At 39.7% G+C, this 20,658-nt stretch carries 23 protein-coding genes; all 23 read left to right on the plus strand.

The window, feature by feature from the left end:
• Positions 1-4 precede the first annotated feature (4 nt).
• On the plus strand, positions 5-367 hold the full coding sequence (locus SB775_RS01230) for a response regulator (RefSeq protein WP_089362475.1): 363 nt from the start codon (positions 5-7) through the stop codon (positions 365-367).
• Between the two features lie 15 nt (positions 368-382).
• Complete coding sequence (locus SB775_RS01235) at positions 383-1,042, plus strand: flagellar biosynthetic protein FliO (protein ID WP_317776786.1); 660 nt, start codon at positions 383-385, stop codon at positions 1,040-1,042.
• The gene (gene fliP, locus SB775_RS01240) at positions 1,039-1,704 is read left to right on the plus strand and encodes a flagellar type III secretion system pore protein FliP (RefSeq protein ID WP_410860300.1); all 666 of its coding nucleotides are present in this window, start codon (positions 1,039-1,041) and stop codon (positions 1,702-1,704) included. Before SB775_RS01235 ends, fliP begins: the two co-directional genes overlap by 4 nt.
• Before the next feature lie 14 nt (positions 1,705-1,718).
• Positions 1,719-1,988: a flagellar biosynthesis protein FliQ gene (gene fliQ, locus SB775_RS01245; protein ID WP_089362478.1), complete on the plus strand. Its 270-nt coding sequence runs from the start codon at positions 1,719-1,721 to the stop codon at positions 1,986-1,988.
• Positions 1,989-1,991: 3 nt separating this feature from the next.
• Entirely contained in the window at positions 1,992-2,768 is a 777-nt protein-coding gene (gene fliR, locus SB775_RS01250) for a flagellar biosynthetic protein FliR (RefSeq protein ID WP_410860302.1), read from the plus strand.
• Position 2,769: 1 nt separating this feature from the next.
• Entirely contained in the window at positions 2,770-3,852 is a 1,083-nt protein-coding gene (flhB, locus tag SB775_RS01255) for a flagellar biosynthesis protein FlhB (protein ID WP_410860303.1), read from the plus strand.
• Between the two features lie 40 nt (positions 3,853-3,892).
• Positions 3,893-5,929, plus strand: coding sequence for a flagellar biosynthesis protein FlhA (gene flhA / locus SB775_RS01260; RefSeq protein WP_410860304.1), 2,037 nt, complete (start codon positions 3,893-3,895; stop codon positions 5,927-5,929).
• A complete protein-coding gene (gene flhF / locus SB775_RS01265) occupies positions 5,926-7,074 on the plus strand; it encodes a flagellar biosynthesis GTPase FlhF (protein WP_410860306.1) in 1,149 nt (382 codons plus the stop codon). Before flhA ends, flhF begins: the two co-directional genes overlap by 4 nt.
• Positions 7,058-7,924, plus strand: coding sequence for a MinD/ParA family protein (locus SB775_RS01270; protein ID WP_410860307.1), 867 nt, complete (start codon positions 7,058-7,060; stop codon positions 7,922-7,924). Before flhF ends, SB775_RS01270 begins: the two co-directional genes overlap by 17 nt.
• Before the next feature lie 10 nt (positions 7,925-7,934).
• A complete protein-coding gene (locus SB775_RS01275) occupies positions 7,935-9,032 on the plus strand; it encodes a protein-glutamate methylesterase/protein-glutamine glutaminase (protein WP_410860308.1) in 1,098 nt (365 codons plus the stop codon).
• Positions 9,033-9,052: 20 nt separating this feature from the next.
• Positions 9,053-11,095: a chemotaxis protein CheW gene (locus tag SB775_RS01280; protein WP_410860309.1), complete on the plus strand. Its 2,043-nt coding sequence runs from the start codon at positions 9,053-9,055 to the stop codon at positions 11,093-11,095.
• Between the two features lie 111 nt (positions 11,096-11,206).
• Positions 11,207-11,662: a chemotaxis protein CheW gene (locus tag SB775_RS01285; protein WP_317776799.1), complete on the plus strand. Its 456-nt coding sequence runs from the start codon at positions 11,207-11,209 to the stop codon at positions 11,660-11,662.
• Between the two features lie 4 nt (positions 11,663-11,666).
• A complete protein-coding gene (locus SB775_RS01290) occupies positions 11,667-12,305 on the plus strand; it encodes a chemotaxis protein CheC (RefSeq protein WP_410860310.1) in 639 nt (212 codons plus the stop codon).
• Entirely contained in the window at positions 12,298-12,801 is a 504-nt protein-coding gene (locus SB775_RS01295) for a chemotaxis protein CheD (RefSeq protein WP_089362487.1), read from the plus strand. Before SB775_RS01290 ends, SB775_RS01295 begins: the two co-directional genes overlap by 8 nt.
• Before the next feature lie 135 nt (positions 12,802-12,936).
• Entirely contained in the window at positions 12,937-13,695 is a 759-nt protein-coding gene (locus SB775_RS01300; protein WP_410860311.1) for a FliA/WhiG family RNA polymerase sigma factor, read from the plus strand.
• A 303-nt stretch (positions 13,696-13,998) separates the two neighbouring features.
• Positions 13,999-14,157: a hypothetical protein gene (locus SB775_RS01305; RefSeq protein ID WP_176431884.1), complete on the plus strand. Its 159-nt coding sequence runs from the start codon at positions 13,999-14,001 to the stop codon at positions 14,155-14,157.
• A 382-nt stretch (positions 14,158-14,539) separates the two neighbouring features.
• Entirely contained in the window at positions 14,540-15,178 is a 639-nt protein-coding gene (locus tag SB775_RS01310) for a hypothetical protein (protein ID WP_410860312.1), read from the plus strand.
• A gap of 152 nt (positions 15,179-15,330) precedes the next feature.
• Positions 15,331-16,044, plus strand: a complete 714-nt coding sequence (gene rpsB / locus SB775_RS01315) for a 30S ribosomal protein S2 (RefSeq protein ID WP_056526825.1) — start codon at positions 15,331-15,333, stop codon at positions 16,042-16,044.
• Between the two features lie 304 nt (positions 16,045-16,348).
• Positions 16,349-17,233, plus strand: coding sequence for a translation elongation factor Ts (gene tsf, locus SB775_RS01320; RefSeq protein WP_089362491.1), 885 nt, complete (start codon positions 16,349-16,351; stop codon positions 17,231-17,233).
• A gap of 125 nt (positions 17,234-17,358) precedes the next feature.
• A complete protein-coding gene (gene pyrH, locus SB775_RS01325; protein WP_061462434.1) occupies positions 17,359-18,081 on the plus strand; it encodes a UMP kinase in 723 nt (240 codons plus the stop codon).
• A 3-nt stretch (positions 18,082-18,084) separates the two neighbouring features.
• Positions 18,085-18,642: a ribosome recycling factor gene (gene frr / locus SB775_RS01330; RefSeq protein WP_061462435.1), complete on the plus strand. Its 558-nt coding sequence runs from the start codon at positions 18,085-18,087 to the stop codon at positions 18,640-18,642.
• A gap of 400 nt (positions 18,643-19,042) precedes the next feature.
• Positions 19,043-19,816: an undecaprenyl pyrophosphate synthase gene (uppS, locus tag SB775_RS01335; RefSeq protein WP_089362492.1), complete on the plus strand. Its 774-nt coding sequence runs from the start codon at positions 19,043-19,045 to the stop codon at positions 19,814-19,816.
• A gap of 25 nt (positions 19,817-19,841) precedes the next feature.
• Entirely contained in the window at positions 19,842-20,639 is a 798-nt protein-coding gene (locus tag SB775_RS01340) for a phosphatidate cytidylyltransferase (RefSeq protein WP_061466022.1), read from the plus strand.
• Positions 20,640-20,658 lie beyond the last annotated feature (19 nt).

A 20,658-nucleotide genomic window follows, 5' to 3' on the forward strand; every position in this document is an offset into this window, starting at 1 on the left:
AATAATGGCTAATAGAATTTTAATTGTGGACGATGCAGCATTTATGAGAATGATGATAAAGGATATCCTTTCTAAAAATGGCTTTGATATTGTAGGGGAAGCAGCAGATGGAGCCCAAGCAGTGGACAAATATAAAGAAACGCTTCCTGATCTTGTAACGATGGATATTACCATGCCTGAAATGGATGGAATTACTGCATTAAAGGAAATTAAAAAGGTAAATCCTCAAGCTAAGGTCATTATGTGTTCAGCGATGGGGCAACAAGCCATGGTCATTGATGCAATCCAGGCGGGCGCAAAAGACTTTATCGTGAAGCCATTCCAGGCAGACCGGGTATTGGAAGCCATAAATAAAGCATTAAGTTAAGAGGGTGTCTTCATATTGTTTTTTATTAAAAAATGGCTTCAGGTCTCACTGATGATTGCAGTATTCTTCTCTGGGGCCATACAGGCCTATGCGGAAGATCTTGAAAAAACAGTGAAGGATGTTTATAAAAAGCCTGATGATTTAAAAGTGGATAAGGGTGAATCAAAAGACTTGCAATCTACCAAACAGGCTTCGAATCCGGATAAAGTTGGGATAACCGTTTGGGAGTTTCTTAGGATGATATTTGCTACTATTTTTGTAGTGTCTCTTCTATATATCCTATTAAAGTTCATCAATAAAAAAAGTAAATCGTATCAAAAAGCAAATTCAGTTGAGAATTTAGGCGGCACGAGCCTTGGTGCAAATCGTTCTGTCCAGCTTGTTAAAGTCGGCGGGCGAATATTGGTGATTGGGGTTGGCGAAAATATTCAACTCTTGAAAGAAATAGATAATCCTGAGGAATATGAACAGCTTTTGAGAGATCACAACGATAAGATCGATCAAATGATCCAGCCTGGGGAATTTGCAATGAAGTTGAAAAATAAGTGGTTGAATAAAAGAGAATCCGAAACCGCCAGTTTCCCTGCAGAGTTCAAAAATCAACTCGATCAAATGTCTGATAGCAGGAAGAAGCTGTTGAACGAGCTTGATAGGAAAGGAAGAGGCAATGAATGAATGAGTTCATGGAGTTTTTTAATAACAGTGACCCCGCCAATGTCTCTACTTCCGTCAAACTTGTTCTACTAATGACCGTTTTATCACTGGCACCTAGCATATTGATTTTGATGACCTGTTTTACAAGAATCATCATTGTCCTGAGCTTTGTGAGAACATCGCTAGCCACACAGCAGATGCCGCCGAATCAGGTGCTGGTCGGCCTGGCTCTTTTCATGACATTCTTCATAATGGCACCGACTTTTCAGGAAGTGAATGAAAAGGCATTAACTCCGTTATTTAATGAGGAAATAGATTTAGAAGAGGCATATGTACAGGCCTCGATGCCTTTTAAGGAATTCATGAGTGCCCATACAAGGCAAAAGGATCTGGCGTTATTCTTGGAGTATGCCAAGATGGATAAACCGGAAACGATACAGGACATTCCCTTGACTGCCTTTGTACCAGCTTTTGCAATCAGTGAAATCAAAACGGCTTTTCAAATAGGTTTTATGATTTTCATTCCATTTTTGGTTATTGATATGGTCGTTGCAAGTGTCCTGATGTCGATGGGGATGATGATGCTGCCGCCAGTCATGATTTCCCTTCCATTTAAAATCCTCCTTTTCATTCTTGTTGACGGATGGTATTTAGTAGTGAAGTCATTATTACAGAGTTTTTAAGCAGGTGAGAAAAAGTGAGTGCAGAGTTTGTTATTGATGTAGCAGAAAAAGGAATTTATACAGTTTTGATTATCGCTGGTCCATTGATGGTAATTGCTCTTATTGTAGGGCTTTTAGTAAGCATCTTTCAGGCGACTACACAGATTCAGGAACAAACCTTGGCATTCGTTCCAAAAATCGTGGCAGTCTTATTGGGACTCATATTATTGGCTCCGTGGATGCTGAGCCATCTATTATCATACGCAAATGAAATATTCGGTAATCTGAATCGATTTGTAGGGTAGGGCATGGAGGAAATATTTCCGCACTTTCCCGCCTTTTTATTAATTGTAGTAAGGGTCACTACGTTTTTCGTGGCCATGCCGATTTTTTCTTACCGTTCTATACCAGTACAACATCGAGTGGGGCTAGGAATCTTCCTTGCCTGGATCATGTACTATACCATTGAAGCCCCGGTTCTGGACTTGGATGTCACATTTTATTTATTCATCATAAAGGAAGCGCTTGTTGGGCTTTTCATTGGGTTTGCAGCCTATATGATTTTATCGGCCGTTCAAATCGCTGGTGGATTGATTGATTTTCAAATGGGCTTTTCAATTGCCAATGTCATCGATCCCCAAACTGGGGCTCAAAGCCCGTTGATGGGACAATACCTTTATACAATCGCCTTATTATTCCTATTGAGTACTAACGGCCATCATTTGCTTTTGGATGGAATCTTTTATAGCTATCAGTTCATCCCGATTGACCAATTATTTGTGCCATTCGGAGATCATACACTAATGGAATATTTGGCGAAAGCATTCAGTAAAGCTTTCATGATTGCTTTTCAAATGTCCATACCAGTAGTGGGAAGTATTTTCTTAGTGGATGTCACGCTAGGAATCCTTGCTAGGACAGTCCCTCAATTAAATGTGTTCGTGGTCGGAATTCCAGTGAAAATCATAGCCGGGTTAGCGGTTATAGTACTGGTGATGGGGATGATGATGACGGTTGTTACCCAACTTTTCAATTTTTTGCTTTTGACGATGCGTCATCTAATGCAGTTGATTGGAGGCGCTTGATATGGAGAGGTTTCAGCTGGATTTACAGTTTTTCGCTGGTGAGAAAACCGAAAAGGCGACTCCAAAAAAACGTCAGGATTCGAAGAAAAAGGGTCAGGTGGCAAAGAGTCAGGATGTAAATACCTCTGTGAATTTAATTGCAGTGTTTTCAGTGCTATTGCTGATGGGGCCGTACATGTATAATCATTTGCTGGGTCTAATGAAAGTATATCTGCAACATTTTACATTGACTGGATTCAGCGAGGAGAATGTACAAATTATCATGATTGAGGTTTTAAAGGAGATGGGTCTCGTCCTTGGACCCGTTTTTGCTGCCGCGATAGTGGCTGGGGTATTGGCTAATGTCATGCAAATTGGTTTTTTGTTTTCGACTGAATCCATTCAGTTTAAACTTGAAAAACTGGATCCCATTAAAGGGTTCAAACGTATTTTTTCAATGCGGGCCATTGTTGAATTATTAAAATCCATTCTCAAAATATCTTTTGTTGGTTTTGTTGCCTTTTATGTACTATGGCAGCGCATGGGCGAGATTATGATGTTATCACAGATTTCTGTGGAAGCAGCGATGGCAACATTGGCGGATATTACGATTAAAGCAGGATTTTATGCTGCCGTGGCTTTATTGTTCATTGCTCTATTAGACTATTTGTATCAAAAATATGACTTTGAAAAAAACATCCGTATGTCCAAACAGGATATTAAGGATGAATATAAAAATTCCGAAGGGGACCCGCTTATCAAATCCAAGATTAAGCAAAAGCAAAGGCAGATGGCCGCTCAAAGAATGATGCAGGAAATTCCCAATGCGGATGTCGTCATCACTAACCCGACGCATTTTGCAATTGCTCTAAAATATGATGAAGATAAGGAAGAGGCTCCGTATGTAGTGGCAAAAGGCGTTGATTTTGTCGCTCAGAAAATTAAATTCATTGCTAAAGAAAATGATGTGATCATGGTAGAAAATCGGCCTTTGGCCAGGTCTTTATATGATCAAACTGAATTAGGTCAAGCGATACCTGAGGAGTTCTTTAAGGCGGTCGCTGAAATATTAGCCTTTGTATATAAAACCAAAGGTAAACTGTAAAGAAGTAACAGGGTAACCCGCTAGTTAGGAGAGAAAAAACATGCGAGCAAGAGATTTAGTTGTTATTTCGAGCGTCATTATGATCGTTGCCATGTTGGTCATTCCATTGCCAACTTGGTTGTTAAGTATTTTACTCCTTTTAAATATCTCTCTTGCGCTGCTGGTTCTATTGACTACGATGAATATGAAAGAACCTCTCGAATTTTCAATCTTTCCTTCCTTGCTTCTTTTATTTACATTGTTCAGGCTGGGGTTGAACGTTTCGACGACCCGTGCCATTTTGACCTATGGTGATGCTGGTGGAGTTGTAGAAACCTTTGGTTCGTTTGTAGTCGGAGGAAACGTGCTTGTTGGATTAGTTGTATTCATCATTTTGGTCATCATCAATTTCATCGTCATCACGAAAGGATCCGAACGGGTCTCGGAGGTTGCCGCAAGATTTACGCTGGATGCGATGCCAGGGAAACAGATGGCCATTGATGCAGATTTAAATGCTGGGATGATCTCCGAAAACGAAGCACGTGCCAGAAGGGAAAAAATAAGTAACGAAGCAGACTTTTATGGATCCATGGATGGAGCGAGTAAGTTTGTTAAAGGTGACGCCATAGCAGGAATCATCATTGTCATCATTAACTTGATTTTTGGTATGATCATTGGGATCATGCAATTGGACATGAGTTTTGGAGAGTCCGCCGTACATTTTTCTATGTTATCGGTTGGTGACGGTATCGTAAGTCAGATACCTGCCTTATTGATTTCCACAGCTACGGGAATCGTTGTAACCCGGGCTGCCTCAAATGGAAACCTCGGAGCGGATATTGTTGAACAGTTATTTCAATTTCCTAAAATGCTTTACCTGACAGCAGCGACCATTTTCCTTTTAGGATTATTCACTCCCATTTCCGACTTATTCACCATGCCGATTGCTGCTTTATTAGTCGTTGGAGGTTATACGATTTCAAGGATACCACAGCAGGACGAAAGTGAAATACAAGAAATGGAAGAAGTGCTGGAAACGGATGAAATGAAAAGTCCAGAAAGCGTCGTTAACCTTTTAAATGTCGACCCGATCGAATTTGAGTTTGGATATGGTTTGATTCCACTTGCGGATGCCAACCAAGGCGGGGACCTGCTGGACCGGGTCGTCATGATTCGCAGGCAGCTTGCAATTGAATTGGGGCTCGTGATTCCTGTCGTCAGAATACGTGATAACATTCAGTTGAATCCTAATGAGTATCGGCTGAAAATTAAAGGAAGTGTCATGGCAAAGGGGGAGTTGCTCCTTAATCATTTCCTGGCCATGAGTCCAGGGAACGAGGATGAGTCAATAGAAGGAATCGATACGATAGAACCATCCTTCGGTTTACCAGCCAAATGGATCACGGATGAAATGAAAGAACATGCGGAGATGATGGGTTATACGGTAGTAGACCCGCCAAGTGTAGTATCCACACACATGACGGAAGTCATAAAGGCCAATGCACAGGAACTATTGGGCAGGCAGGAAACGAAACAATTAATCGATCACCTCCATGAATCCTCACCTATACTAGTAGAGGAAGTCACTCCGAATCCCTTGTCTATAGGTGATGTTCAAAAGGTATTGGCAAAATTATTGAAGGAAAAAGTTTCTATAAGGAACTTACCGGTCATTTTCGAAACACTTGCTGATTATGGAAAGTTATCGACTGACACAGATTTGCTGACTGAATATGTAAGGCAGAATTTAGCCAGACAGATAACGGATTCTTTTATTGCGGATGAAAATAGAATTAAAGTCATAACATTATCGGGGAAAGTGGAAAAGACCATTGCCGATTGTGTGCAGCAAACCGATCATGGTAACTTTTTATCATTGGATCCAACTTTATCGCAATCCATATTGGAGGCAATTGCAGCCAAATTGGAAGAGCTGACGTTAATGGATCACCAACCGATCTTACTATGCTCTCCTGCGGTAAGGATGTATGCCAGGCAATTAACTGAACGTTATTTTCCAAATGTACCGATTCTTTCATACAATGAACTAGAATCGAATGTAGAAGTACAAAGTGTAGGGGTGGTGAATATCGATTGAAGGTAAAAAAATATTTGGCACCATCAATGAACGAGGCGATGAAGCGAATAAGGGGGGAACTAGGCAGTGATGCGGTCATCTTAAGTTCAAAGGCTGTGTATAATGGCGGTTTCCTAGGATTATTCAAAAAGAGGAGTATTGAAGTCATTGCAGCCATAGATCCGGTTTCCCAGCCTATCGAAACGATAGTGAAACAGAAATCGAAGAAGTTGCCATCGAAGCCGAAAATGGCAAGTCATATTAATGAAGGAAATAAGGAAAATGCCGATTTATTAAAAGAAATAGAAGGTTTGAAAGATATGATCAAGAGTATACAAATCTATTCACCTGATAGAGAATATCCGGGGAAACTGCAGAAAATCCACGATTACCTAATGGAGCAAGAAGTAGATATATCACTTCGGTCCCAAATCATGGATGTACTACTTGAGAAATGGTTCGTTTACAAACAACAATCAACGGATGAAGAGATTCAAGTTTGGTTGGAGGAAGCCATGTTCGGTATTTTGGAAAAGGTTGAAAACGGAAAACCCGGGCTCCAAAAAAAATATATTAATATTGTTGGTCCAACAGGTGTGGGAAAGACAACGACCTTAGCAAAAGTAGCTGCGGAAACCATGTTGAAGCATGATAAGAAGGTGGCATTCATTACGACGGATACTTACAGGATTGCTGCAATAGATCAGCTTAAGACATATGCGAAGATTTTAAACGTTCCGATCGAAGTCGCTTATAATTTGGAGGATTTCAAAAGGGCGACTGAACGTTTCTCCCATTATGATTATGTTTTTATAGATACGGCCGGGAGGAATTTCCGTAACCCGCAATACGTCAAGGATCTTAATGAAATTATTCATTTTACAGATGAGATGGAAACCTATTTAGTGTTGTCATTAACCTCAAAACAAAAGGATATGGAAGATATTTATCGACAGTTTGCTACCATACCGATTAAACAGGTCATTTTTACAAAAGCGGACGAAACCTCCACTTTCGGGGCGATATTCAATTTTATACACTCTCATAAAGTAGGAGCCGCTTATATAACGGATGGACAGAATGTGCCAGACGATATGGAAATAGCTACATCATCACAGCTTTTGAAAATGGCTTTTGGGGCTAAAAAATATGAAAGATCAAGCTGAGAACTTACGGAGAAGATTGGAAGCCCGCCATAATCAATCAATGTCCAGGACGATTGCCGTTTTAAGCGGTAAAGGAGGAGTGGGAAAATCAAACTTTTCCTTGAATTTTTCCATTGCCTTATCCCATAGGGGGAAAAAGGTCCTGTTGTTCGACATGGATATTGGTATGGGGAATATTGATATTTTGATTGGGGAACACTCCCCCTACAGTATTATCGATTTCTTTGAAAATGATTGTAGTTTAAAGGATATCATCACAGCAGGACCGGGGAATATTTCAATCATTAACGGCGGAACGGGACTGACGAATCTCTTTTCACTTGATGAAGATAAGTATACCCGTTTTAATGAAGAATTCAGTTTATTGTTGGCGAACTACGATTATATTTTATTTGACATGGGAGCAGGTATTACTCAGGATTCTATGAAATTCATGTTATGTGTGGATGAATTAGTCGTTATCACGACGCCTGAACCTACTTCTATCATGGATGCATACTCCGTAATGAAATATATTAATTCAGTAAATAAAGAGGTTCCGTTGTTCCTTGTTTGCAATAGGGTTTTTACGAGTAAGGACGGTAAAGAAGCGATTAAGCGGCTCCAAAATGCACTAGTGAAATTTTTGGGTCTGGAAACAGTTGCTCTAGGGTACTTACCAAACGATGGAATAGTATCAAAATCTGTTACCAAACAAATGCCCTTCATTCTTTTCGATTCTGAAGCAGATGTTTCCAAAGCTATTATGGACATTGCGTCAAGATATGCAAATCATTCATTTGGGGGAGAATTGGCTTTGCAAAGAAGCCATTTCCTCCGAAATATGAAGAGATATTTTCTTGGAAAGTAGGTCTCCTTTCATGGATATGGTAAAAGTGCTGATAGTGGATGATTCTGCGTTTATGAGAAAGTTAATTTCAGAGTTTTTAACAGAAGATAGCAGAGTTGAAGTCATCGGGACTGCCAGGAATGGAAGAGATGCTTTAGAAAAAATAAAGGCTTTAAAACCCGATGTAGTGACTTTGGATGTAGAAATGCCGGTTATGGACGGATTGGAAGCATTAAACCGGATCATGAATGAATGTCCAACCGCTGTAGTCATGTTATCGAGCACAACGAAAGAAGGAACGGAAAATACATTTGCTGCCATGGACAGTGGAGCTTTTGACTTTGTGGCTAAACCAACAGGTGCCATTTCATTGGATATACATAAAATTAAGACAGAACTCCTTGAAAAAGTTATGGCTGCCAGCAGGGCAAATGTTCACAAACTACAAAAAAATGCGTTGAATATGGAGATAAGCCCATCATTTTGGGAAAAATATAGTAAAATAGATTCAATAGTATCGACAAAAAAAGAAAAAAATAATAAAACATGGTCCTATAGAAACAGGAAGATAATAGTCATTGGTACATCTACTGGAGGTCCAAAAGCGCTTCAGACCGTCTTGACAGAACTCCCACTAGATATTGATGCGTCCATACTCATTGTCCAGCACATGCCCCCCGGTTTTACAAAATCTTTGGCAACACGCCTGAATTCATTATGCAAGATTAAAGTGAAGGAAGCAGAAGAGGGTGAACTGATACAAAAAGGTGTCGCCTACATCGCACCTGGAGGTTTTCACTTAAAAGTGAAAAAAGTCGGAATGAGCTTGGCAGTCCTTTTGGATCAATCCGAATTGCGAAATGGACATCGGCCGTCGGTTGATGTGCTATTTGAATCGGTAAGTGAAATGAAGGATCTTGCGAAAATAGCCGTTATCATGACCGGGATGGGCATGGATGGGGCGGCGGGGCTTATTAAGCTGAAGCAAAGTGGTCCTTTAAAAGCTATAGCCGAATCACAGGAGACATCAATCATTTTTGGTATGCCGAAAGCGGCAATCAAAACCAATTTAATAGATTGCATAGAGGATGTAGAAAAAATAGCTAAAACGATAATAAGCTTTTGTTAACATATGGAGGTGGAGTTTGTATGGATATGAACCAGTATCTAGAGGTATTTATAGAGGAAAGTAAAGAACATCTTCAAACGTGCAGCGAACAGTTGCTGGTACTCGAAAAGAACCCGGAAGACCTCTCGATTGTGAACGAAATCTTTCGTTCAGCCCATACCCTTAAAGGGATGTCGGCAACTATGGGATATGAGGACTTAGCTAATTTAACTCATAAAATGGAGAATGTTTTGGATGCGATCCGAAACAGTCAAATCATCCTTACGCCTGAATTGTTTGATGTGATATTTTTAGCGGTTGATGATTTAGAAGCGATGGTCATGTCCATTGCTGAAGGTGGAGATGGAAAGAGAGATGTGAAGAGGGTTGTTCACCAGCTGGAATTGATTGGAAAAGGAGGGTCGCTAGTTTCTTCATCCAGTGCAGAGATTGCAGCAGCTTCTGTCGTTCTTGAAAAGGAGGAAATGACTGCGGGAAAGTATGATGAATTTGAATGGACAGTGCTTCAGCAGTCCAAAGATCGAGGCTTCAACAGCTTTGAAATTTCGATAGCTTTGCGTGAAGACTGTCTTTTAAAAGCTGCCCGGGTATTTATGGTATTTGAGGTGCTTGAAAAATCAGGTGAAATAATCAAGTCACACCCACCTGTTGAAGTTTTGGAAGAAGAGCAGTTCGATCAGCAATTTACAGTCACGATGGTATCAAAAGAATCGAGTGAAGAGATAAAGAAAAAAATCATGAAGGTTTCAGAAGTGGGTCACGTTGTTATAAATGACATTGATCTTGAAGGCTTGCGACATACCGCCAATGCTAAAGAGGATAAAGTTGCTGAAGTTCAGGAACAAGAGACAACCAATGCAAAGCTCCCAACTGATAATAATGAGAAGAAAAAACAGGCATCCTTTAAGCCGGCATCAAGCAAGACCATTCGGGTGAACATTGAGCGGCTTGATATATTAATGAATTTATTCGAGGAACTTGTAATCGATAGAGGCAGGCTTGATCAAATTTCTAGTGATTTGGATAATCAAGAATTGCATGAAACAGTTGAAAGAATGTCCCGTATAACAAGTGATTTACAAACAATCGTATTGAATATGCGGATGGTTCCCGTGGAAACGGTATTCAATCGTTTTCCTAAAATGGTTCGTCAATTAGCAAGGGATTTAAACAAGAAAGTCGATTTGGAAATCATCGGAGCTGAAACGGAACTTGATCGTACAGTCATTGATGAAATCGGTGATCCTCTCGTCCATTTATTAAGAAACGCCATGGACCATGGAGTTGAAACGCCTGAAGAACGGTTGGCGAAAGGGAAGAATGAAGATGGTAAAATCCTATTAAAAGCATATCACAGCGGCAATCATGTCTTCATTGAAATCGATGATGATGGTGCAGGCATCAATAAAGAGCGAGTCTTGAACAAGGCGCTTTCCAATGGGATATTAACTAAGGAAACTGCTGCCACTCTAACGGATAAACAAATCTATGAATTGATATTCGCTTCTGGTTTCTCAACAGCGGAAACCATTTCGGATGTATCGGGGCGCGGTGTGGGTCTGGATGTAGTTAAAAATACTATTGAGTCTCTCGGTGGATCCGTCACGATTGATTCCAGGGAGAACGAAGGGTCCATTTTCCTTATTCAGCTTCCACTTACATTGTCTATTATTTCTGTCATGCTGGTTGCAATCCAAAACGAAAAATATGCCATACCGCTTTCATCCATTATAGAAACAGCGATCATAAAAAAAGAAGATATCATGAATGCCCATGATCAACAAGTTATTGACTTCAGGGGGAAGGTGCTGCCACTTCTGTTCCTGAAAGATATTTTTGAAGTGCCTATCAGTCAGGAAGAAGAAGAGTTTCTCTCTGTGGTCATTGTAAGAAAAGGAGATAAATTAGCTGGGTTAGTCGTTGATTCATTTATCGGGCAGCTGGAAATTGTATTGAAATCACTGGGGAATTATTTAACAAGTGCATTTGCAATATCGGGGGCAACGATTCTTGGAGATGGACAAGTTGCTTTAATCATAGATTGCAACACATTGATTAATTGAATGATAGATGAAGAGGGCAAGGTAATGGGACGTTTGCTCGCCCGTGCCGCATTCAGGTTCTCGTTAAGGTTATACCTGTCATCATGAAGTTTTTTTAAAGGAGGGGAACGGATGTCGCAGGATATGAAAGTAATCGTTTTTCAAATTAAGGATAAAGAATATGCCATTCCGGTGGAAAAGGTCAGAGGTATCGAAAAGCTTCTGCATATTACCAGAGTTCCAAAGGCTGTTCAGTTTGTTAAGGGAGTCATAAATTTAAGGGGTGTTATCACTCCAATCATTGATTTACGGGTACGTTTTGGTTTCGAAGAGGTGGCTTATGATGAATCAACAAGGATCATCATCGTCATTTTGGATGATATGGAAGTTGGGTTGATAGTGGACTCTGCCAATGATGTTTTGGATATTCCGGTGGATAGTATCGAGCCGCAGCCTGAAGTTGTGGGACATTTAGCTTCAGAATACATAAGCGGAGTGGCTAAAATTGAAAAGCGTCTGCTCGTCCTGATTAATTTGGAAAAGGCTTTAAGTCTAGAAGTGACTGAAAATATGTTAAAAGAAGGATAATCACATGTCGTTCATTGAGAAAGTCAATCTTCTTCAGCTCGATATTTTGAAGGAAATTGGCAATATAGGTGCAGGCAACGCAGCAACGGCTCTTTCTGCCATCCTTAATAGGAAAATTGATATGAATGTTCCAAATGCCCGGGTCGTTTCCTTTGATGAAATGATGGAAATGGCTGGCGGGGCCGATCACGTCGTTGCCAGCGTTTTCCTTAGAATAGAAGGAGATGTTTCCGGGAGTATGTTTTTTATCCTTTCGCTTCAAGTGGCTGAATACTTGATTCGTCAAATGACTGGTGATGGAACCTTTTTGATAGATTCCACACCCTATACCGAATTGGCACTCTCCTGCCTTTTGGAATTAGGGAATATTTTATCTGGATCCTATCTTTCTTCACTTTCCGATTTCACTCGATTGAATATCTATCCATCCGTACCGTCATTGAGCATTGATATGGTAGGGGCCATAATCAGTTATGGTTTATTGGAATTATCTCAAGTAAGTGACACAGCCATTGTCATTGATACTGTACTTGAAAAAGATCAGCATTTTGCTGAATCCATTGACGGTCATTTCTTTCTTTTACCTGATCCCGGATTTTTTGATACCATTTTTTCCGCTTTAGGAGTGTCACTTAATGACTGAATTGATAAAGGTCAAGGTTGTGAAGGTTGGAATAGCGGATATGAATATTATAAAACCTCCATATTCGATTCGTACTTCAGGGCTGGGATCATGTGTTGGTGTTGTGGTATATGACCAAAAAAAGGGGATTGCCGGTTTGGCTCACATTATGCTGCCTGACTCTTCACTCGCTAAATCAGGACAGATCAACGCTGCCAAATTTGCAGATACGGCGATAAAGGAATTAGTGCAGCTTTTAGTAAATGAAGGAGCAAGAATTCGATTCCTAAAAGCGAAGTTGGCTGGTGGTGCGCAAATGTTTCAATTTGCTTCAGGAGGAGATTTAATGAGAATAGGACCCCGAAATGTGGATGCTGTCCGGAAAGAGTTATCTGACTTGCGCATTCAAGTCGTTGCAGAAGATATAGGCGGTAATAGCGGGAGAACGATCGAGTTCAATTTGAACGATTGTTTACTGAATATACGGACCGCTAATAAAGGGACAAAAAACATATAGTAACGATTAGGCTTAACTTAAAAAGAACAGCTGAAAATATGACAGGTACACTTGCAATCAAATTATTGTTGCATTTATGGCCTTCAAGAGCAATTTTGATCACAAGACGTTTTTATAATGTAAGGAGGATGTCCAATGTCTCGTCTGACCATCGAAGAAGAGCAGATATATTGGAAAAATTGGGTTGATTGCAGGGATCCGCAAGCTGGGGACATTTTAGTTAAGAAATACACCCCTCTCGTATCGTATCATGTTCAACGCATTTCAGTAAGCCTTCCTAAAAATGTGAGCCGGGATGATATAAGGAGTTTAGGGATGATGGGATTATTCGATGCCCTGGAACGTTTTGATACGAAGCGTGACCTGAAATTTGATACATATGCTTCATTTAGAATTCGTGGTGCTATTTTAGATGGATTAAGAAAAGAGGATTGGCTTCCACGGAGTGCAAGAGATAAAGCCAAGAAAATTGAATCTGCAATAGAAAAGCTAGAACAGCGATATATGAGAAACCTTTCTCCAAACGAGATTGCTGCGGAATTGAATATACCGGAAGATGAAGTATATGCTGCGTTAAATGGGAATTTCTTTGCCAATGTACTTTCGATGGATGAAAATCCCCAAGAACAAGACGACAAAGAAAGCACGAATTTTCATATTAAAGATGAAAAGGCGTATTTACCTGAGGAACATGTTTTAAGGGAAGAACTGTATGTGGAATTAGCCAAAGTCATAGAAACGCTTAATGAAAAAGAACAGTTGGTTTTACAACTTTTTTATAAAGAAGAACTGACATTAACCGAAATCGGACAAGTGATGAGCCTATCTACGTCTCGGATATCCCAGATTCACTCGAAAGCGATATATAAATTAAGAAACTCGATGCAAAATTAAAAGAATTAATCATATTTTATTTGAAAAGGGAATGGAGCCAGAGATGCATCCTGTTGATCATAGATCCGGTTGAACGAAAAATGCCTTCTTTAAAGTCAGAGGCAGCCTGAAAGGACTTAGGAACCCATCACTTCAATAAATGTTTCGAAATCACAGAATTTCGAACTGAACTTAGTCACGAAGAGCAGTTCAAGTGTCCCTTACTCCATTGTAAGGTAATCATAAATATTATTAAGAAGTCCAATGAGAACTCACTTTCAGCTCGGTTTTGTTGGTTATTGGAAATGGAAAGGCGGTTTCCATATGAGTTTAAAAGCGATTGAGATGCAAATTGCAATCCCACGAACACAGGATGCAGGGAAAATCCAAGAGCAATCAACAAAAGAATTTAATCCAACAAGATCATGCTGCCCATCAAGTCCAAAAGGATTCAGAACGAAAACAAAGGACCGTTGTAGGTGAAGAACGAAAGCTTCCGGCCCATTTTTATGAAAAGGCTCTTTTCGTAAAGATTGTTGTTTTTAAAACGAAACTATTTAAGGTTGATTGGAGCGGAAGTGTGAGACTCCTGCGGGAGCAGCGGGACAGGCGTTTACGCCGAGGAGGCTCACTGCCCGCCCCGCGGAAAGCGAGCATCTGGAGGGGGAATCAACCACAACTCACTACCTGGTAAATAGCAACAAAGTATGTGAAAACAGCCTATGAAAAAGAAAGAAATGCAGACAAGGGACAGTCTCAAAAAAAATATAAACAGAAAGAAATCCCCCAAAAAACAACATTGAAAAATGATCCCCATCCGTATAAAGGAAACTGGATTGACTATTCCGGTTAATTAGGAGGCAACATGTCAATATTTTTTATGTTTCTGTTGTTTGTATTAAATATATTCACCATTTTCGCCATCATCGTTTTATATCTTCGGCAAAACCGTTTAAGTAAGGTGGAAAAAGACCAAAAAGCCATGATTGATGAAATGGAACAACTTTTGTCCGGTTTTTTGATTAAGATGAAACAGGACAACCGGATATTGGTAAAGGCATTCACCAATACGGTTGCAATGGATTCCGAGCATGATCAAAAAATAAAAGAACATGGCGCAATTAGAGAAACCATGGAAGATAAAGAAGTAAAACAAGAACAAAACATGCTGAAAGAGTATAAAGAGGGAAGAAGTGCCGCGGCTAAAAAGCAGGCGACCAACGCTTACAAAATAATGCCTGAAGACGATGAGGATAATGCTTTACCCGTAATGGTTGAGGACAAATTGGAACTTTCATCAGCTGCCACCACCCTTCCGAACGAGGGGAAGGCGACGGGTAAAGAATTTGCGGACATGTTAAAGGCCTCGGTAAATGAACATTCATTAAATGAACAAGTAGATATGTTAGCTGATCAAGGTCATTCAATTGAAGAAATCGCCAAAAGGTTAGGTCGCGGTCAAACGGAAATAGAGCTATTACTAAAGTTTCGCATGAATAGATAGATATTACTTGATTGAGAAGAATCATTATGGTATATTATGAAATGGTGTTAATACACACGCCCCGTGATTCTTGCAGATGGTGCTGTTTCGACAGTTTCTGTATGAAAATGATCGGTGCGGAGGAAAAACAAAACCATTTAGGAGGAACTAAAATGTCAGTCATTTCTATGAAACAATTGCTTGAAGCTGGTGTGCATTTCGGACACCAAACACGTCGCTGGAACCCGAAAATGAAGAAATATATCTTCACTGAGCGTAACGGCATCTACATCATCGACCTTCAAAAAACAGTTAAAAAGGTTGAAGAAGCTTATAACTTCGTGAAAGAACTAGCTGCTAACGGTGGAACTGTTCTTTTCGTTGGTACTAAAAAACAAGCTCAAGAATCTGTTAAAGAAGAAGCTATCCGTTCTGGTATGTACTATGTAAACCAACGTTGGTTAGGTGGAACTTTAACAAACTTTGAAACAATCCAAAAACGTATTACTCGTCTTAAAGATATCGAAAAAATGGAAGCAAACGGAACTTTCGAAGTCCTTCCTAAAAAAGAAGTTATCCAACTTAAAAAAGAATGGGATCGCTTAGAAAAATTCTTAGGCGGAATTAAAGATATGAAGACTCTTCCAGATGCGATCTTCGTTATCGACCCTCGCAAAGAGCGTATTGCTGTTGCGGAAGCACACAAATTACACATTCCACTTGTAGGTATCGTTGATACAAACTGTGATCCGGATGAAATCGATGTAGTTATTCCTGCGAATGACGATGCAATCCGTGCTGTTAAATTATTAACAGGTAAAATGGCAGATGCTATCTTAGAAGCTAAACAAGGCGAAGAAACAGCAACTGAAACAACTACTGCTTAATAAGCAAAAAAGGTTGCTTATTCAGTAAGAAAAAAGGTGATAAGAGGATAATGCCTTTTATCCCTTTTTTTTGCACTAAATAAGCGTACATAAATCACTGTACGGAATGTTTTTTAAAAGGTATAGTCGATTTTTAAGGAAAAGAAATCATTAAGTATTTAGTTCCGTCAAATTGACTGACTAAGTGGATGGCTTTTCTGGAATATTGCCTTTGCTGTTATTTTCTTTGATGATAACAAGTATTTTTTGGTAAAAATGGGTAAAGATTGAATAAACTGCATTTAATTTGAGGAGGATATATATTATGGCAATCACTGCACAATTAGTTAAAGAATTGCGTGAAAAAACTGGTGCCGGTATGATGGACTGTAAAAAGGCACTTGTACAAACAGAAGGCGATATGGAAAAAGCAATCGATTTCCTACGTGAAAAAGGAATTGCAAAAGCTGCTAACAAAGGCGACCGTATTGCTGCTGAAGGTTTAACTTCAATCGTTGTAGAAGGAAACCAAGCGGTTATTCTTGAAGTGAACTCAGAAACAGATTTCGTTGCAAAAAACGAAGGATTCCAAACACTTGTTAAAGACTTGGCTTCATTCCTTCTTGCTAACAAACCTGAAAGCGTTGAAGTTGCTCTTGAACAAACAATGGAAAATGGAGAAAAAGTTGCAGATCATATCAATGCTGCAGTTGCTAAAATCGGAGAAAAATTAACTCTTCGCCGTTTCCAAGTTGTTACTAAAACAGATAACGACGCATTTGGTGCATACCTTCACATGGGTGGACGTATCAGCGTACTATCAGTTCTTGAAGGTACAACTGACGAAGATGCAGCAAAAGGCGTTTCAATGCACATCGCTGCAATTAACCCTAAATATATCTCTCGTGACCAAGTCGATGCTAGTGAATTAGATCGCGAACGCGAAGTTCTTACTCAACAAGCGCTTAACGAAGGTAAACCAGAAAAAATCGTTGCAAAAATGGTTGAAGGACGTATCAATAAATTCTACGAAGAAATCTGTGTAAACGAACAAGCTTTCGTTAAAAACCCTGATCAAAAAGTGGGACAATTCGTTGAATCAAAAGGCGGAAAAGTCCAATCATTCGTTCGTTATGAAGTAGGGGAAGGTCTTGAAAAACGTCAAGAAAACTTTGCTGAAGAAGTAATGAACCAAGTTAAAAAAGACTAATTGTCAGATAATTAATAATAGGGAACACTCTGGTGTTCCCTATTTTTTGAAATGTCATGAATTTTTGGTAATATTGCAAGAAAGCATGATGAACGAATGAAAAGATTACATAGTTGGAGGTTCTCATGAGTAGCGCTAAATATAAACGTGTAGTTCTAAAATTAAGTGGCGAAGCATTAGCCGGTGAAGAAGGATTTGGAATTAACCCTGCAGTAATTAAATCTATTGCTGAACAAGTCAAGGAAGTGGCTGAGCTTGATGTGGAAGTGGCTGTTGTGGTTGGCGGCGGAAACATTTGGCGCGGCAAAATAGGCAGCGAAATGGGCATGGATCGTGCTAATGCCGATTATATGGGGATGCTGGCTACAGTCATGAACTCATTGGCGTTACAAGACAGCCTTGATCAGCTTGGAATTGAAACGCGTGTACAAACTTCCATCGAGATGAGACAAGTTGCAGAACCATACATTAGACGACGTGCAATCAGGCATCTAGAGAAAAAGAGAGTGGTGATTTTTGCAGCTGGTACAGGTAATCCATACTTCTCAACGGATACCACTGCCGCCCTGCGTGCTGCTGAAATTGAAGCTGATGTCATCTTGATGGCGAAGAATAATGTGGATGGCGTATACAATGCAGATCCGGTTAAGGACAAAAATGCAGTGAAGTATGATAAGCTTTCCTATCTTGATGTGATTAAAGAAGGCTTAGAAGTAATGGATTCGACCGCGTCCTCACTATGCATGGACAATGATATTCCATTGATCGTCTTCTCGATTATGGAAAAAGGTAATATTAAACGAGCCGTACTAGGCGAAACGCTTGGAACTATTGTAAGGGGGAAATAAAAGATGCCGAAACAAGTTATTTCGAATGCGAAAACGAAAATGGAAAAAGCCATTGGAGCGTATACACGTGAATTAGCCAGCATCCGTGCCGGAAGGGCAAATGCCTCATTGCTTGATAAAATCTCGATTGATTATTATGGTTCGCCGACACCGGTTAATCAGGTGGCTGGTATTTCTGTCCCGGAAGCTAGGCTTTTAGTCATTCAACCATATGATAAAACGGTATTGGGTGAAATCGAAAAAGCGATTTTGAAATCAGACTTAGGTTTGAATCCTTCTAATGATGGTTCAATCATCAGGATAGCCATCCCCGCGTTAACTGAAGAACGCAGAAAAGAACTTGTGAAAGTTGTTAAAAAAGAAGCGGAAGAAGCGAAAATAGCTGTCCGTAATGTGCGTCGCGATGCTAATGATGATTTGAAAAAGCTTGAAAAAAATGGTGAAATCACTGAAGATGACTTACGTGGCTATGCTGATGACATCCAAAAGATGACAGATGGCAATATCACGAAAATCGATGATATTACAAAAGATAAAGAAAAAGAAATTTTGGAAGTATAATTTTACTTAAAGAATTGATTAAATAAAGAGGGCCGAATCCATACTGGGTCATGTCTTGATTCTAACATATAGGTGTGCTTAAAAGAGAAAACTGTTATAATAAGGTTTCTCCGATAATGATTACTCCTTGAGTTAGTATGTTGCATGCAAACGTTGGAGGTGGTCCTTTTTTTGCATTTTTCACGGTAATCATAACCGGTTTTAGAAAAAAAAGAAGTAATGATTTCTCCCTTTCTAGCTTCTAATGAAGAAATAATTTTCATAATAATAATATGAGAACCAGTTTTTTTTTGATATTATGATATAGATTCTTTTTAAGCGGCAGAAAGCTTGATATACATAGTGCACGGTAACTTTGCCTTTGTAGAGAGATAAGTACAACCTGATGGGGGACTAACATATGTATTCACTATGGAAGCGTTTCGTTAAAAAAGATGCTTCTTCCGATGTAACTAATAGGATTCAGCATATTAAACAGTTTGATGTTCCTCAGCATATCGCCATCATTATGGATGGAAACGGCCGCTGGGCCAAAAAGCGTGCATTGCCACGTGTGGCAGGTCATCATGAAGGAATGAAAACCGTTCGTAAAATTACGAAAGTTGCCAATAAATTAGGGGTCAAAACTTTGACAGTCTATGCGTTTTCCACTGAAAATTGGAAACGCCCGAAAAGTGAAGTCGACTTTTTGATGAAGCTTCCCCAGGAATTTCTTGGGACATTTTTACCCGAGCTCATTTCTGAAAATGTAAGAGTTGAAACGATCGGGGACCTGTCACTCATTCCCTCACACACTCAAAATGCCGTTAAACGGGCAATGGAAGACACGAAGGATAATGATGGGATGATTCTGAATTTTGCCCTGAACTATGGAAGCCGTGGGGAGATTGTATCTGCAGTGAATAGCATTATTCAAGATGTTAAGAATGGTATAATAAAGGAAAATGCAACAGAGGAAATTATATCCAGTTACCTGATGACCAAACATTTGTCGGATCCTGATTTACTGATCCGTACAAGTGGTGAAATCCGTTTGAGTAATTTCATGCTTTGGCAGGCGGCTTATACTGAGATGTGGTTTACAGAGGTGCTATGGCCGGATTTTAGTGAGGGGCATTTATTGCAGGCAGTTGAGGAGTATCAAAAACGTTCACGAAGATTCGGTGGCGTTTAATTTAGAAGGCGAGGAAAATGGAATAATGAAACAACGAATTATAACGGCGGTCGTAGTTGCCGCTATCTTCATTCCACTAGTCATTTTAGGGGGAGTTCCCTTTTTACTGACAGTTTATCTGTTAGGGTCCATTGGTTTGTATGAACTGATGAAAATGAAAAATTTACGCGTTGTATCTTTTGAGGCGTTACTTTCTCATATATTATTGTGGGTACTTTTATTGCCTAATGAACATACCGCTTTTTTAGCAGAAATAAATTACGATAAAGTGCAAGTCTTCTTAATCGGGGTTTTGCTGCTGTTACTTTATACAGTTGTTTCTAAAAACCGTTTTACTTTTGATGACGCAGGCTTTTTAGTGATTTCAATCTTATACTTGGGAATGGGTTTCTACTTCCTATTTGAAACACGTGACGCTTTAGGACTGGGTCTGATTTATATCTTGCTTACCCTATTCACGATCTGGGCAACCGACTCCGGAGCTTACTTCATAGGTAAATCACTTGGTAAAAGGAAGCTATGGCCAGAAATAAGTCCAAACAAGACTGTGGAAGGATTTATCGGCGGGTTATTTTCTGCGATGGTTGTGGGTGTGCTATTTTACATCTTCTCGAGTCTTGACTACACGTTATTACAATTATTATTGATTTCATTAATCATTGGGGTATTCGGCCAATTGGGGGATCTCGTCCAATCGGCGTATAAACGTCATTATGGGGTTAAGGATTCCGGCAAGCTTCTCCCGGGACATGGCGGGATTTTGGACAGGCTTGATAGCTTGATATTCATTTTACCGATTTTGCATTTATTGCATGTTTTATAATCTAAAAATAGGCAGTGTT

Source organism: Peribacillus sp. SIMBA_075 (genome assembly GCF_046534585.1).

Excerpts from the sequence above, each read along its gene's own strand:
- SB775_RS01230 (WP_089362475.1), top strand. The coding sequence starts at position 5 with ATGGCTAATAGAATTTTAATTGTGGACGATGCAGCATTTATGAGAATG.
- fliP (WP_410860300.1), top strand. The coding sequence starts at position 1,039 with ATGAATGAGTTCATGGAGTTTTTTAATAACAGTGACCCCGCCAATGTC.
- fliR (WP_410860302.1), top strand. The coding sequence starts at position 1,992 with ATGGAGGAAATATTTCCGCACTTTCCCGCCTTTTTATTAATTGTAGTA.
- flhB (WP_410860303.1), top strand. The coding sequence starts at position 2,770 with ATGGAGAGGTTTCAGCTGGATTTACAGTTTTTCGCTGGTGAGAAAACC.
- flhA (WP_410860304.1), top strand. The coding sequence starts at position 3,893 with ATGCGAGCAAGAGATTTAGTTGTTATTTCGAGCGTCATTATGATCGTT.
- SB775_RS01270 (WP_410860307.1), top strand. The coding sequence starts at position 7,058 with ATGAAAGATCAAGCTGAGAACTTACGGAGAAGATTGGAAGCCCGCCAT.
- SB775_RS01275 (WP_410860308.1), top strand. The coding sequence starts at position 7,935 with ATGGATATGGTAAAAGTGCTGATAGTGGATGATTCTGCGTTTATGAGA.
- SB775_RS01280 (WP_410860309.1), top strand. The coding sequence starts at position 9,053 with ATGGATATGAACCAGTATCTAGAGGTATTTATAGAGGAAAGTAAAGAA.
- SB775_RS01285 (WP_317776799.1), top strand. The coding sequence starts at position 11,207 with ATGTCGCAGGATATGAAAGTAATCGTTTTTCAAATTAAGGATAAAGAA.
- SB775_RS01290 (WP_410860310.1), top strand. The coding sequence starts at position 11,667 with ATGTCGTTCATTGAGAAAGTCAATCTTCTTCAGCTCGATATTTTGAAG.
- SB775_RS01295 (WP_089362487.1), top strand. The coding sequence starts at position 12,298 with ATGACTGAATTGATAAAGGTCAAGGTTGTGAAGGTTGGAATAGCGGAT.
- SB775_RS01300 (WP_410860311.1), top strand. The coding sequence starts at position 12,937 with ATGTCTCGTCTGACCATCGAAGAAGAGCAGATATATTGGAAAAATTGG.
- SB775_RS01305 (WP_176431884.1), top strand. The coding sequence starts at position 13,999 with ATGAGTTTAAAAGCGATTGAGATGCAAATTGCAATCCCACGAACACAG.
- SB775_RS01310 (WP_410860312.1), top strand. The coding sequence starts at position 14,540 with ATGTCAATATTTTTTATGTTTCTGTTGTTTGTATTAAATATATTCACC.
- rpsB (WP_056526825.1), top strand. The coding sequence starts at position 15,331 with ATGTCAGTCATTTCTATGAAACAATTGCTTGAAGCTGGTGTGCATTTC.
- tsf (WP_089362491.1), top strand. The coding sequence starts at position 16,349 with ATGGCAATCACTGCACAATTAGTTAAAGAATTGCGTGAAAAAACTGGT.
- pyrH (WP_061462434.1), top strand. The coding sequence starts at position 17,359 with ATGAGTAGCGCTAAATATAAACGTGTAGTTCTAAAATTAAGTGGCGAA.
- frr (WP_061462435.1), top strand. The coding sequence starts at position 18,085 with ATGCCGAAACAAGTTATTTCGAATGCGAAAACGAAAATGGAAAAAGCC.
- uppS (WP_089362492.1), top strand. The coding sequence starts at position 19,043 with ATGTATTCACTATGGAAGCGTTTCGTTAAAAAAGATGCTTCTTCCGAT.
- SB775_RS01340 (WP_061466022.1), top strand. The coding sequence starts at position 19,842 with ATGAAACAACGAATTATAACGGCGGTCGTAGTTGCCGCTATCTTCATT.